Genomic DNA, 13,429 nt, shown 5'->3' on the forward strand with positions numbered 1-13,429 from the left:
CTTATTTCATCGGTTTAAACAGTCTCTTCAAATAAGAAAAGGGACACTTTGACACTTGCGTCTCATCATCACGGAGGAAATATTGCTTCCATTCTAAATTGTCTTTTCCTCCGTACCACCCCAATCGGGGATGAAGAGGGGCTTCATCATACGCCTCTAAGCGTTTTCTGATCAGCCGGCTCATGTTTCGTCCGAACGCGGTTGAATCGTTTAATCCTTCGAAAACCCATCTCGGCTGAAACGCCAGCATAAAAAACGGGAAGCTTCTGCTTTGTCTCGCTTCATGCGCAGGCGTCGCGCACAGAATAAAATACGGTTCGCCGTCAAAGCAGAACTCCCATTTATAATGTTCAGGGTCTTCCGGCATGTCTTCCGGCCAGTCTTTCGGGTCGCATCCGCTCAGCCGGTTTAAAAAAGACCAGAACAGCTCTTCATACGCCTCAACGGAATAATGCTCAGCTAAATCCTCAGGCGTATCAAAAATCACAAGCAGCGACGCGTATCTTCCGGTATTCCTTGAGATCTTTCCGTACTCTGACAGCAGCATCCCCACTTCCTCCGGGGTTCCCTCTTCGCGGGGATCACCCGCAAAGGAGATCCGGAGCTGATCTGTCAAAAATCCCTGACGTCCGGGAATGCACGGAAACGTATCCGCTTTATCGCCTACTTTTTCTGATAGAAGCTCAAAAGCGACTCTCTGCCAATTTGGCAGATCCAACAACTTTTCCTCAAGGCAACTTTTTGTGTACAGCTCGCTTGCCATCAGCCCACCTCCAGTATCGTCAGGATACGTTATGATGGAGACAGGCGATGGGTGACAGTCCTTCTATTTATGAGATGAGCATTTGAATCCCCTGCCAGCCGAAATAAAATCCGAAAACGATCAAAGACACACCCGCCGCTCCCGTCAGCCAGCGGAGCGCTTTTTCATGAAGGAGATTTCTGAAAGTGCTCGCGGCGACCGCCATGCAGAAATCCCAGATCAAAATGCCGAGAAGAATGCCGGAGCTGTAAATCAAAAGCTGATTTGTATCGAAGGATTCAGCGGTTTTAGCGAGGATGCTGCCGTATATGCCGAGCCAGAATAAAATGCTCAGCGGATTGGAAAGAGAAATAAAAAATCCCGCGCCGAATGTTTTGTAAAAAGCCGGTTTTCCTTTTCCGCTTCTGACATTCATGGCTTCCCTTATATTTTTTAGCGTTTCGACTCCCGTATAGGTCAGCACGAAAAAACCGAAGAGCCACAAAAACGTTTTTACAAAAGGAGCGGTCAAAAATTGAGACAGCCCGAAATAGATCAGAATCATATACAGCCCGTCCGCGGCCATGGCGCCAAGACCGAAAATCCATGCATGCCAAAAGCCGTTTTTGATGCCTTTGTCAATTTGCGCCGCATTGACCGGTCCGACAGGTGCTGACAATGACAGCCCGAGAACGATGTAGCTTAAAAAGATGTTCATTGGCTTCCCCCTCATTCATGCAACTTGTACAAGTTATTCATGAATGGGCCGTGCTATGATATATTATTTTAATTTCTCAAGCTCGTCTTCCATCATGTCCGTCGCTTTTCCTAAAAAATCGAATATCAGCCGCAGTTCTTCTTCTTTATATTGCCGGCAAAGGCTGATCGTAGACTGGGATAAGGAGCTGAACAATTGCTTCACATTCGCTTTTCCGGCTGTCAGCGGCACGATAATCACCCGACGTTTGTCTTCGGGGTCTTTTTTCCTCATGACATATCCCGCTTTTTCGAGCCGGTCAATGAGCGCCGTTACCGAACCTGTGCTGAGACCGGTTTTTTTCCCAAGCTCGCCTGCGGTCATCGGGCCTGCTTCATTTAAGATATCAGCTGATTTTAAATCGGTCGGAAACAGACCGAGAGATTGAGCGGCCGCCTGATGAAAAAGGATCGTCCTTGTGGCCATCTTTCGGAATAACTGTATCGCGGTTTCCTCCGTCTCGCTTCTGGTATTTCTTGTTGACAACTGACAGGCCTCCCTATAAAATCAATTTATCTTGACGATCAAGATAATTTTCGGCAAATCTAATATGATCATAGCAAATTTAATGATCAAAAGTAAGTATGGGAGGAAAAAGCATGGAACAAACAGCCGCGAAGGACGCCTCGACGAAGTTTGTCGTCATCGGTCTTTTGCTGGGCATTTTAATGTCGGCTATGGATAATACAATCGTTGCCACTGCGATGGGAAATATCGTGGCGGACCTCGGAAGTTTCGATAAGTTCGCGTGGGTGACAGCATCATACATGGTAGCCGTTATGGCCGGTATGCCGATTTACGGAAAACTGTCCGATATGTACGGACGCAAACGTTTCTTTTTATTCGGTCTTATTCTTTTCTTAATCGGATCCGCGTTATGCGGAATCGCCCAAACAATGGATCAGCTCATTATTTACCGCGTCATTCAGGGAATCGGCGGAGGCGCGCTGATGCCGATCGCCTTCACGATCATTTTTGATTTATTTCCGCCGGAAAAACGCGGAAAAATGTCGGGCATGTTCGGTGCCGTTTTCGGCCTTTCCAGCGTTCTCGGGCCGCTTTTAGGCGCGCTCATTACCGACTCCATCAGCTGGCACTGGGTGTTTTACATCAACGTGCCGATCGGTATTTTATCATTGTTTTTCATTCTTCGTTACTATAAAGAATCCCTTGAACACAAGAAGCAGAAAATCGACTGGGCCGGCGCAATCACACTGGTGGTTTCCATTGTCGGTCTGATGTTCGCTCTTGAGCTCGGCGGAAAAACGTATGATTGGAACTCCGTGCAGATCATCGGTCTGTTCGCTGTGTTCGCCGTGTTCTTTATCGCCTTTTTTATCGTGGAAAGAAAAGCGGAAGAACCGATTATCTCATTTTGGATGTTTAAAAACCGTTTATTTGCTACGGCACAGATTCTGGCGTTCCTTTACGGAGCCACGTTCGTCATTTTAGCGGTGTTTATCCCGATCTTCGTTCAGGCTGTGTACGGAAGCACCGCGACAAGCGCGGGCTTTATTTTGACGCCGATGATGATCGGTTCTGTTATCGGAAGTATGATCGGCGGAATTTTCCAGACGAAAGTGCGGTTCCGCAATTTAATGCTGATTTCCGTGGTCGCTTTCTTTATCGGAATGCTGCTGCTTTCCAATATGACACCGGATACGGCGCGTACGATGCTGACGGTATTCATGCTGATCTCAGGATTCGGCGTCGGCTTCAACTTCTCACTGCTGCCGGCTGCGTCCATGAACGATCTGGAGCCGCGTTACCGCGGAAGCGCCAACTCAACAAACTCGTTTTTGAGATCATTCGGTATGACGCTCGGTGTGACGATTTTCGGAACCATCCAGACGAATGTGTTTACCAACAAGCTCACAGATTCATTCAGCGGCATGAAAGGAGCGGGCGGCGCGATGCAGAACATCGGAAATCCGCAGGACATTTTCCAGGCCGGCACGCGCGCCCATATTCCGCCGCACATTCTGGATCGCATTATTGACGCCATGTCGCAAAGCATCACATATGTATTTACGCTTGCGCTGACGCCGATCGTCATTGCGGCCGTTACCATTTTGTTTATGGGAAAAGCGAGAGTAAAAACCTCTCAGGAAATGGCGAAAAAAGCGAATTAAAAAAAGCAGTACATGGCGTTTGTCATGTACTGCTTTTTTGTTTACTCTGCGAAATGCGGAGCGAGAATATCTTTCAGCACGTTTGCGCTGCGGCTGAATTGAGCCTGTTCTGTTTCATTCAGCTCAAGTTCCGTCACACCTGCGATGCCGTTCCGATTGACGACGGCCGGAACGCCGATAAAGACGTCGTTTACACCGTATTGGCCGTCCAGATATGTGCTGACGGTTAAAATGCTGTTTTCATTACGCAAAATCGCTTTTGTGATGCGGGCGAGGCTCATCGCCACTCCGTAATATGTCGCGCCTTTTTTCTCGATAATATGGTAGGCCGCGTTTTTCACATCGTCAACGATCTGATCCAGCTCGTCCTGTTTGTAAGCTGCATTTTTCTCCAGCAATTGCTGCACCGGCACTCCGCCAATATTGGCGTGACTCCATACAGGAAGCTCGGTATCGCCGTGCTCGCCGATAATGTGGGCGTGTACGTTTTGCGGAGCGGCTCCGAAGTATTCGCTCAGCATATAACGGAATCGCGCAGAATCCAGTGTCGTGCCGCTTCCGATGACGCGTTCTTTCGGCAGCCCGCTGAATGTCCATGTCGCATAAGTGAGAATGTCGACCGGGTTTGTGGCAACGAGGAAGATGCCGTCAAATCCGCTTGCCATTACTTCACCGACAATGCTTTTAAAAATGGCGAGATTTTTTTCGACCAGCTCAAGTCTCGTTTCGCCCGGTTTTTGATTGGCTCCGGCACAGATGCACACGATATCGGCATCCTTGCAATCCTCATATGTGCCGTAAGATGTTTTGACCGGATGAGGCGCAAATGCCTTTCCGTGATTTAAATCCATGACATCTCCCATGGCTTTTTCTCTATTTACATCAATGATCACAAGCTCATCTGTGATCCCTTGGTTAATTAACGCAAATGCATAACTGCTTCCAACAAAACCTGCTCCGATTAATGCTACTTTGTTCACTCGTTCGTTCATCATATATGCTCATCCTCCAGTGTTTCGTGGTGTCTGTTTTTATCTTGTGAAGTATTTCACATTTATATTGTGCAATACTTCACAAACTTTTGCAAGAGAAAAGTTTGATTTTTGGACAAAAAAATATCGGTGATGGTTTCCGGATTGTTGACAACATCCTAAAACGGAACCGTTTTAGGATGCTGTCATCTTTTCAGCGTGATTGAAAACGCGCTGTCCTTTTCCTAACCGAAGTAAGGGTTTGATGTGATGATGGCCCTATCCATTAATGCGGAAGATAACCGTTTAAACCGGAGTTGTTATACAAACCATTCTGCACATAATCAAAGCCGGGCTGGTTCTGTCCGGGCACTTGGGCGCTGCCATTGTTAAAAATCACTTTGGCATTGGCCGTATCCGCATTCGCAGGCAGCGTCAGCGTGTAAATTCCATTTGCATTCTTAGTCATTGCTTTCCCGGGCCACGATCCGGTTAATTCTATGGCCCTGCCTCCATCATGTTTGTAAATATATACATTTACCTGGCCCCAATGATCCGGATTTTGATAGCCAATGATGTTGGTTTGGGCCGGGTCTTTTTTGACAAACGTGTATTCTTGGGTTCTCGCTGCACCCTCGACGTTCGTTCCGGTTAACTTGATGTTGTATGTCGTGCCGATTGGATCTCCTTTCCCGATCGTTAATCGGTCCCCATCCTTAAATGCTGTCTGCTGCCCATTATTGATTTGGTAAACGGCTTTTGTTGTTTTCGCATTTGCACGCAGGGTGACCGTCAGCTGATCATTGAAAGAATGGACTGCCCCCGTTTGGTAATTCTCAAGAAAGACATGAGGCGCATTCCCAATATCATCAGGATAAAGAACAGCCGCCGATCTGGCATTGATCGTACCTGTCAGTTTGCCGTTCGCTACTTGAAATGAACCGGCGCCGGCCCTATTATCATACCTGCCGTCAGGTAATTTCGTTGAAGTATTGATGGTGACAGAAGACGATCCTGCATTTGCCAGCACAACGCCTTTTGAGCCGCGCTGATTCATAAAGATTTGGTTGTTCCCATTCGGATTCGAGAGTTCCTCAGGCTGCCCGGCCATTACATTGTGAAATGTATTGACCGCAGTGATCGCCTGATCTTTAAATAAGGCGCTCCCGCGATCTCCTATTTGACTTTTTCCGGGAAATCTTACACCATTTCCTCCGCCCTCAGGTCTGGAAAAGAAAAGAGGCGTGCTTCCTGAGCGGGAACCAATCACTGCCCAGCCTAAACGAATATCGTCCTCACTCATCCATGTGGACTCTTCATCATCATTGGCATACGTATCATGTGATTCCACCCATGTGACTAACTTGTCCGCAGACACGTCAGATGCATAATGGGAGATATTCGACACACTCAGATTACGGTTCTTTAAAGCGGATCTGATGGAATGCCCGTAGTTAGAAGCCGTCACATTCATATAATTCGCATAAGCTGTATCTCTGGACGCGCTGTCTTGCAGGATTTCTCCGTATTGGAACTCCGCTGATGTATTTGCGATATTCGGCCAAAATTGGCTGCCGTAATTCCCATCATCCGGAAGCTCTATATGCTTGGCGGCATCATAGCGGAACCCGTCTGCTCCGTCATTCAATGCTCTTTCCAAGAAACGTTTCAGATAGGCCTGCACCTCAGTATTCTGTGTATTCCAATCATACAGCCCAAGCAATGAATTTTGAGTGACGTCCCATCGATCCGACCAATTTTTAATTTGTGTGTTTCCATGGGTCCAGTTTGGAATACGCTTAATCTCGTCAGAAATCGCGCCATAATCGCTGGTAGTATGATTGATAACCGCATCGACAATGACTTTTACGCCATATTTTTCCGCGGCTGCACACATGTCCTTAAATTCTTGTTCAGTGCCTAAGTAACGGTTGCCGATTTGGTACGATGTCGGCTGATACAGCCAGTACCAGTTCCTCATGCTTTTATCTCCTTGGTTCCCTTCCTTTACTTGGTTAATCGGAGACGTCTGAATGGCTGCATAGCCCGCATCACGAATATCTTTCATATTTTGTGTTAACGTATTGAACGACCAATTCCATGCATGAAGGATGGTCCCGTTTTTGACCGATGACGCGGTCACCTTATTCGATTTGTTTGCAGTTTCAGCGTTTGCAGCCGCCGGGCCTGACAAAACCAAATAAAACAGCAATAAAAATCCGGCGAATAACGGCAGTAAAGAGGTTTTGAATCGTTTTTCAAACATTTTTGACACTCCTTATTTGATTTTTGAAGACTGACTGCGGAGTCAAAAATTCCTCTTACTCTTTCTTCAGCTCCTTTCAACTGTTGTGAAGACTGGAGAATTCTGTTAACGCTTACATTTCAACTTATCACACACTCTCTATCAAAGCAACGTGACAGAGTGAATTCAAATCTATATTCCTATCAATTAAAAAGACTTCCCGCTTTCAAACAAAAAAAGAAACCACCTGTCAAGATGATTTCTTTTTTATTTCTTTTATCGCTCTTCTGTAAGACAGCTTCACAATGACATACCGAAGCAGAAACAGAATGCCTCCGCAGACGATAAAAAGAAAGATCATTTTCAGCCAAGCAAAGAATGTATGGGGAAACCCCCTGTCGTACATCGTAATCGCCGCTGCCGCAAAAGTGACCGCAATTGAATCTATCCGCTGCTGCTTCACCCGCTTTTGCAGTTCTTCTTTGGTGTCTATTCTCGGCATGAGCATTCCCGACGCTCCCGCCCTGATGCAATAATAAACAATTATAATGAAGAAAACCGCCAAGCTACCGGCCCATTCCCTAAACGGACAGTTCAGAACAAGTCCGCGTACGATGATGTCAAGCAAAGACAGTGTGCCCACAAGCATTCCGACTTCTGACCAAATCATTCGTTCTTTCTCTTTCACACTCTCACTCTTTCCATTCACGTTTGAAAGTCCGTTCCGACGCTGATTCATGACTTCCTCCCGTACTATTAAGAATGGCTTACAACTCCCATTATATCTTGCCGATTCATAATGATAAACCGAAATATCATTGACAAAAATGTTAATAAGGACCCCAATTGATCAGGACGCCTATGCAGATAAACACGAGACCGATGACAAACCAAATCAGCGCCAGTGGAATCATGAAGCGAAGCCACTTTACGTACGGAATGCCGCTGGCAGCCAGTACGGCCATCAGCACGCCGGAAGTCGGATTGACACAGTTTACGACGCCTTCTCCGAGCATGACCGCTTCAACCGCGACCTGTCTCGTGATGCCCATCAGATCGGCAAGCGGCGCCAAGATCGGAATAAATACGACCGCCTCCCCTGAGCCCGATGAAATCAGAAAATGAAGCAGAGCGCTGGAAATATACATTCCGATGGCGCCTGCCATCGGGCTGAAACCGTGCAGCAGTGACGCAAGTCCATTGACTACCGTATCAAGCAGCTTTCCATGTTCCAGGATAACGGAAATGCTTCTCGCCATTCCGACGATCAGCGCACCGTAAACGAGCCCCTGACAGCCTGTAATAAACGTTTTTGCGATATCATTTGCCGCCATTCCCGCAATCAGGCCTGACACGATTGAGATAAAAATGAACACGGCGGCCATCTCTGAATCAGACCAGCCAAGAGTAAGCGCGCCGTATAAAAAGCCGGCAAGCGACAAAGCCGCAACAGCCAGAATCAATTTATGGCGGACGGTAAACGGGACATGCTTGTCCTCCGGCTCAGAAACCTGCGGGAATGAACCTGCCGCCGGAAACCAATCGTTCCCCAGCAGACTGGCGTCCTTTGCTTTTCTGAGTTTTCTCGTATACCGATAAATATATAAAATAGATGATAACAGAAAACAAATGTAGACGGCAATCCGCAGGCCGATACCGGAAAACAGCGGCAGCTCCGCGATGCTTTGTGATAACCCGAGCGGTGAAGGTGATAAAATCGTCGCGTTAAACCCGGCATAGCAGCCGATATAAATGACGGCCGCTCCGGCCACGGCGTCCCATTTCAGCGAGCGGGCGACGATCAGGCCGATCGGAATAAAACCGATCACGGAATTAACGACGATGCCGGTTGTGCCGAGGATCGAAAATAGAGATCCGACAATCGCAATAAACAGCAGCTGTTTTGTGCGGAACGTACTGATGACATTACTGATCAATCCATTGATGGCGCCCGTTTTCTCCAAAATCGCAATGGTGCCGCCCGTAAACAGGATTAAAAAAATAATCGGCGCGGAACTTGTCATCCCTTCCTGAATCGCGGTAAAAAAAGCGATCGGGCTGACAGGAGACTGGTCTAAAGAATGATAGCTTCCCGGGACGGCGGACGTCACACTGCCCTTTGTCACCCTGTCAAATTCCCCCGCGGGAACGATGTACGACGCTATCGCGCATAGTAAAGCGACAATGAACAGCAGCACATAAGCATCAGGCATCACAAACAATTTCTTCTTTTTCAATACAGGTTCGGCCTTCGGCACAGCCATAACATCACCATCCCGCTTTAAATTTATAAACTATTCAGAAAATACAGATATGTGCTATATTATATACAGACCGATTGCCTGTTTTCAATATCAAAAATAAAAAACAGACAGCTTTTGAAGGAGGACTTACGGCATGAACAGACTCACAGCGCATGAAAAGCAAGTCATTATGGATATTTTTGACCACCTGCACGCCAATCCCGAAGTAAGCTGGAAAGAATATCAAACAACTGAATATCTGACTGAAAAACTGAAAGAGGCCGGCTGCCGAACCCGCACGTTTGATGATTGTACCGGTGTTGTCGGCGAAATCGGAGAAGGCTCGCCTGTTGTGGCTGTCCGGGCGGATATTGACGCGCTGTGGCAGGAAGTGGACGGTGTCTTTCAGGCGAACCATTCATGCGGACATGATTCACATATGACGATGGCGCTCGGCACGATGATGCTTTTAAAGAGTCAGCCGAAACTTCCGAAGGGCACCATCCGCTTTATTTTTCAGCCGGCTGAAGAAAAAGGCGGCGGAGCGCTGAAAATGATTGAAAAAGGCGTACTGGATGATGTTGATTTCTTATACGGCGTGCACGTGCGCCCCGTACAGGAAACGGCAAACGGCCGATGCGCACCGTCCATTCTGCATGGCTCAAGCCAGCATATAGAAGGCCTGATTATCGGAGAAGAAGCCCACGGCGCGAGACCGCATCTCGGCCTTAACAGTATCGAAATCGCCGCTCTTCTCGTCCAAAAACTCAGCTTCATTCATCTTGATCCCGGCATCCCGCATTCCGTGAAGATGACAAAGCTTCAGGCAGGCGGTGAGAGTTCCAATATCATTCCGGGAAAAGCATCGTTCAGCCTTGATCTCCGCGCACAAACAAATGCCGCCATGGAGAAATTAACCGCCGAAACCGAAAGAGCCTGTGAGGCGGCGGCTGCCGCATTCGGCGCAAAAATCGAACTGCAAAAAGAACACAGCCTCCCGGCAGCCGAGCGAAACAAAGAGGCGGAAGCCATCATGGCATCTGCGATAAGCGGCATTCTCGGAGAAGAACATGTGGATGAACCTCTTGTGACAACCGGAGGAGAGGATTTTCATTTTTACGGGTTAAAGGTGCCGAACTTAAAAACGACGATGCTCGGCCTAGGATGCGGTCTGGAGCCGGGGCTTCACCATCCCCAAATGACATTTGACCGAAGCGCCATCTTTACAGGCATTGAGATATTAACGGCTGCCGTCCTCAAATCGTTTGAAGCATAAAAAAAGCAGCCCGTTACAGGGCTGCTTTTCTTCGTTATTTCTTCAAATCTTCAATTGAATTGACGTTTTTCATATACTGAGGAACGACCAGACCCATCTTGACGCCTGTCAGACTCGTTCCTACATCTTCATATTTGCCTTTATATTTAGACGCATATGCCTTATGGGTATTCGGAAGCCAAGCAGACAATGACGCATCCGCGCTGCCTGTCGCAATCGCAGTCCACATCGGTCCCGCCTCCACTTGCGTCAGCTTCACGTCATAGCCGAGGTCTTGAAATACTTTTCCGATTACATTCGTACTTGCGATTTCACTGTCCCACGCCACATAAGCCAGGTTGATTTTATCCCCTTTAACTTTATGGGCGCCTTTTGTCCATTGAGCCACTTGGTCTTTGTGTTTTTTCACATATTCAGCTGCGGCTTTGGCCGGCTTTTCGCCTTCCTCAACGGCAATCATGACTTCTCCCATATCGTCCTGCGTCCATTTGAACTGGCTGAGAACTTTGGCCGCGTTAGGCTGTTCCTTACTGAAGCCGGTTCTTGTAATCGTATGAATCTGCTCGGCAGTTCCGTACGTTTTTTTCGGATCATCAAGGAACTTCAGCTTGTATCTGGAGAACATCCAGTGCGGCGTCCAGCCCGTTACGATGATCGGCTTTTTCCGGTCATATGATTTCTTCAATGTCGCCGTCATGGCAGCACTTGACGCCGTGACGACATTCCAGTCTTTCAATCCGTAATCCTTCACGGCCTCATCCGTCAGGGCCATGATTCCCGATCCCGGATCAATACCGATAATGGTTTTGTTCACCTGGTCCGCAGCCGTTGCCTTACCATCAGTCTGCGAACCGCAGGCAGCCAAAGAAAGAGCCAGCGCAGCGGTAACGCCGACACCGATGATTTTCTTAAGCATCAGGCATTCCCCCTGCTCTTCTTCTTCACTTTAATGTTTTGCGTGATACGGTCGAGTGTAATCGCTACGATAACGATCGCGATACCCGCTTCCACTCCGACACCGGTTTTCAACTGTGTCACGGCGCTGTATACTTCAGAACCGAGACCCGGCGCACCAACCATGGCCGCGATAACGACCATTGATAAAGCAAGCATGATGCTTTGGTTAATACCGGCAAGAATTGTTTTTGTGGCAAGCGGAAGCTGAACCTTGAACAGACGCTGAGACGTCGTTGAACCGAATGCTTCCGTCGCTTCAATCAAATCAGCCGGAACTTGTTTAATACCGAGAACCGTCATGCGGATCGTCGGAGGCATTGCGAAAATAACAGATGCCACGACGCCTGGCACAACCCCGATATTAAAGAAGAAAATTGCAGGCAGCAGATATACGAAAGCCGGCATGGTCTGCATTAAATCCAGAATCGGTGTAACAATGCGGCGGACCGTTTCTTTCTGAGACGCCCATATGCCGATCGGAACCCCGATAATAATGGAAATCAAAACAGATGTGACGACAAGCGCCAACGTTTGCAGCATCGGCGACCAATAGCCCAAATAATCAATAACAAGGAATCCGATTAACGTAAAGAGTGCAATTCCTCTCGTACTGATCCACCAAGCGAGAGCTGCAAAAATAACAGTCAATAAAATAGACGGGATGAAACCCAAACCGCTCACAATCGCGTTTACGAAAGCGGCCAAACCGTTTGAGATTCCGTCAAAGAAACCTCCGAACGTCATGGTAAGCCAGTCAACAAACCGGTCAACGATATCTGCTAACGGAATTCTAGGCAATCTGTCCATTTACTTCACCCCCTGAACAGAAGAATCCTGAGCTTGTTCAGCAGAATCTTCAACATTTATATAATCGTTATTTCCTGAAAGCGCGCCGATTAATGCGCCTTTTACGACAATGCCTTTCATGCGGTCCTTATCATCCGTGACGGCGATCGGAATATTCGCATCAGACACGACATCGAAAATTTCCGTCAAGTATGTGCTTTCATGCACAGTCGTAAATTCAGTATTTAAAATATCCTGAAGCGATAAGTCGGATTCCACCGCTTTTTTCGCATCCGCCGCGTGAATGACGCCGAGAAGCTGTTTCTGTTTATCAACGGCGTAAATAGAAGAAATACCGAGATTCTTCATGAGCTGCAGCGCTACACGAGGCCCTTTGTCAATTCGCACGGTTTCAGCGCGCTTCATGATGTGGCCCGCTGTCAGAACTTTGGATAAATCAACGTCCTCAACGAATTTCTCAACGTATTCATTGGACGGGCTCATCAGAATTTCTTCAGGCGTCCCGATCTGAACGATGTTACCGTCTTTCATCAGCACGATTCTGTCGCCGATGCGCAATGCTTCATCAAGATCATGCGTGATGAAGATGATCGTCTTGCCGACAGAGTCATGAAGGTCTAAAAGCTCATCCTGCATGTCTTTGCGGATCAGCGGATCAAGCGCACTGAAAGCTTCATCCATCAGAAGAATGTCAGGATCATTCGTCAATGCGCGCGCAAGTCCGACACGCTGCTGCATTCCTCCGCTGAGCTGATCAGGGAATTGGTGTTCAAAGCCTTCAAGACCGACAAGTTTAAGCGAATCAAGCGCTTTTTGCTCACGCTCTTTTTTGTCGACGCCTTGAAGCTCCAGGCCGTATTCCGTATTTTCAAGAATCGTTCTGTGCGGAAACAGTGCAAATTTTTGAAAGACCATGCTGATTTTTTTCCGGCGCACTTCCCGGAGCTGGTCTTTTGACATATTTGTTATCATGTCACCATCAATATAAATATTCCCGGCAGTCGGTTCAATAAGCCGGTTTAACAGCCGAACTAAAGTTGATTTACCGCTCCCCGATAGACCCATGATGACAAATATCTCCCCATCATATACATCAAAGTTTGCTTGATTGACACCAACGGTTGATCCGGTTGCTTTCAGGATCTCTTTTTTGTTTTTTCCGCTGGACAGCATCTGAATGGCTTTTTTTGTCTGTTTTCCGAAAACCTTAGATACATTTTCGACTTTTATCTTAATTGGTTTCTCATCCAAATTCATATTTTCCCTCCATAATAAGCAATCTTTAATACCGTAACACGT

Annotated in this window: 12 protein-coding genes; 2 read left to right on the forward strand and 10 right to left on the reverse strand. The window is 47.5% G+C overall.

Annotated features, from left to right (window positions below; all coding sequences use genetic code 11):
* Position 1 precedes the first annotated feature (1 nt).
* The 3 genes from BXO87_RS17475 to BXO87_RS17485 all read right to left on the reverse strand — a co-directional run bounded on the left by BXO87_RS17475 (position 2) and on the right by BXO87_RS17485 (position 1,985).
* Entirely contained in the window at positions 2-763 is a 762-nt protein-coding gene (locus BXO87_RS17475) for a YqcI/YcgG family protein (RefSeq protein WP_076851425.1), read from the reverse strand.
* Positions 764-830: 67 nt separating this feature from the next.
* Positions 831-1,460: a LysE family translocator gene (locus tag BXO87_RS17480; protein WP_015239111.1), complete on the reverse strand. Its 630-nt coding sequence runs from the start codon at positions 1,458-1,460 to the stop codon at positions 831-833.
* A gap of 63 nt (positions 1,461-1,523) precedes the next feature.
* Positions 1,524-1,985 carry a MarR family transcriptional regulator gene (locus BXO87_RS17485; protein ID WP_003156626.1) on the reverse strand — a complete coding sequence of 154 codons (462 nt, stop codon included), beginning with the start codon at positions 1,983-1,985 and terminating at the stop codon, positions 1,524-1,526.
* 113 nt (positions 1,986-2,098) lie between these two features.
* Here BXO87_RS17485 and BXO87_RS17490 point away from each other — a divergent pair, with 113 nt between their 5' ends.
* Entirely contained in the window at positions 2,099-3,631 is a 1,533-nt protein-coding gene (locus BXO87_RS17490) for an MDR family MFS transporter (RefSeq protein WP_076851426.1), read from the forward strand.
* Positions 3,632-3,672: 41 nt separating this feature from the next.
* Here the strand turns inward: BXO87_RS17490 and BXO87_RS17495 are convergent, their stop codons facing one another.
* From BXO87_RS17495 to BXO87_RS17510, 4 genes are all read right to left on the reverse strand, one after another.
* Positions 3,673-4,626, reverse strand: coding sequence for an L-lactate dehydrogenase (locus BXO87_RS17495; protein ID WP_014416851.1), 954 nt, complete (start codon positions 4,624-4,626; stop codon positions 3,673-3,675).
* Between the two features lie 262 nt (positions 4,627-4,888).
* Positions 4,889-6,868, reverse strand: coding sequence for an alpha-amylase (amyE, locus tag BXO87_RS17500; protein ID WP_038456903.1), 1,980 nt, complete (start codon positions 6,866-6,868; stop codon positions 4,889-4,891).
* A gap of 229 nt (positions 6,869-7,097) precedes the next feature.
* Positions 7,098-7,586, reverse strand: coding sequence for a DUF6773 family protein (locus BXO87_RS17505; RefSeq protein WP_020955284.1), 489 nt, complete (start codon positions 7,584-7,586; stop codon positions 7,098-7,100).
* 91 nt (positions 7,587-7,677) lie between these two features.
* Positions 7,678-9,111, reverse strand: coding sequence for a YfcC family protein (locus BXO87_RS17510; RefSeq protein WP_038456901.1), 1,434 nt, complete (start codon positions 9,109-9,111; stop codon positions 7,678-7,680).
* Positions 9,112-9,244: 133 nt separating this feature from the next.
* On the opposite strand from BXO87_RS17510, the gene BXO87_RS17515 reads away from it, so the two are divergent.
* Complete coding sequence (locus tag BXO87_RS17515) at positions 9,245-10,366, forward strand: M20 peptidase aminoacylase family protein (RefSeq protein ID WP_025284193.1); 1,122 nt, start codon at positions 9,245-9,247, stop codon at positions 10,364-10,366.
* Positions 10,367-10,400: 34 nt separating this feature from the next.
* On the opposite strand, the gene BXO87_RS17520 is transcribed toward BXO87_RS17515, so the two are convergent.
* Genes BXO87_RS17520 through opuAA form a run of 3 tightly spaced genes read right to left on the reverse strand, consistent with a single transcriptional unit; the run spans position 10,401 to position 13,387 of the window.
* Positions 10,401-11,282: a glycine betaine ABC transporter substrate-binding protein gene (locus tag BXO87_RS17520; protein ID WP_007409051.1), complete on the reverse strand. Its 882-nt coding sequence runs from the start codon at positions 11,280-11,282 to the stop codon at positions 10,401-10,403.
* Positions 11,282-12,130: a glycine/proline betaine ABC transporter permease subunit OpuAB gene (gene opuAB / locus BXO87_RS17525; RefSeq protein ID WP_003156639.1), complete on the reverse strand. Its 849-nt coding sequence runs from the start codon at positions 12,128-12,130 to the stop codon at positions 11,282-11,284. The genes BXO87_RS17520 and opuAB overlap by 1 nt, the downstream gene beginning before the upstream one ends.
* Entirely contained in the window at positions 12,131-13,387 is a 1,257-nt protein-coding gene (gene opuAA / locus BXO87_RS17530) for a glycine/proline betaine ABC transporter ATP-binding protein OpuAA (RefSeq protein ID WP_003156640.1), read from the reverse strand.
* Positions 13,388-13,429: the final 42 nt, after the last annotated feature.

It is taken from the genome of Bacillus sp. GZB, assembly GCF_001975995.1.
Lineage (GTDB): Bacteria > Bacillota > Bacilli > Bacillales > Bacillaceae > Bacillus > Bacillus velezensis.

Bases quoted from the DNA above. Each gene is read 5' to 3' on its own strand.
- BXO87_RS17475 (WP_076851425.1), bottom strand. From the start codon at position 763: ATGGCAAGCGAGCTGTACACAAAAAGTTGCCTTGAGGAAAAGTTGTTG.
- BXO87_RS17480 (WP_015239111.1), bottom strand. From the start codon at position 1,460: ATGAACATCTTTTTAAGCTACATCGTTCTCGGGCTGTCATTGTCAGCA.
- BXO87_RS17490 (WP_076851426.1), top strand. From the start codon at position 2,099: ATGGAACAAACAGCCGCGAAGGACGCCTCGACGAAGTTTGTCGTCATC.
- BXO87_RS17495 (WP_014416851.1), bottom strand. From the start codon at position 4,626: ATGATGAACGAACGAGTGAACAAAGTAGCATTAATCGGAGCAGGTTTT.
- amyE (WP_038456903.1), bottom strand. From the start codon at position 6,868: ATGTTTGAAAAACGATTCAAAACCTCTTTACTGCCGTTATTCGCCGGA.
- BXO87_RS17505 (WP_020955284.1), bottom strand. From the start codon at position 7,586: ATGAATCAGCGTCGGAACGGACTTTCAAACGTGAATGGAAAGAGTGAG.
- BXO87_RS17510 (WP_038456901.1), bottom strand. From the start codon at position 9,111: ATGGCTGTGCCGAAGGCCGAACCTGTATTGAAAAAGAAGAAATTGTTT.
- BXO87_RS17515 (WP_025284193.1), top strand. From the start codon at position 9,245: ATGAACAGACTCACAGCGCATGAAAAGCAAGTCATTATGGATATTTTT.
- BXO87_RS17520 (WP_007409051.1), bottom strand. From the start codon at position 11,282: ATGCTTAAGAAAATCATCGGTGTCGGCGTTACCGCTGCGCTGGCTCTT.
- opuAB (WP_003156639.1), bottom strand. From the start codon at position 12,130: ATGGACAGATTGCCTAGAATTCCGTTAGCAGATATCGTTGACCGGTTT.
- opuAA (WP_003156640.1), bottom strand. From the start codon at position 13,387: ATGAATTTGGATGAGAAACCAATTAAGATAAAAGTCGAAAATGTATCT.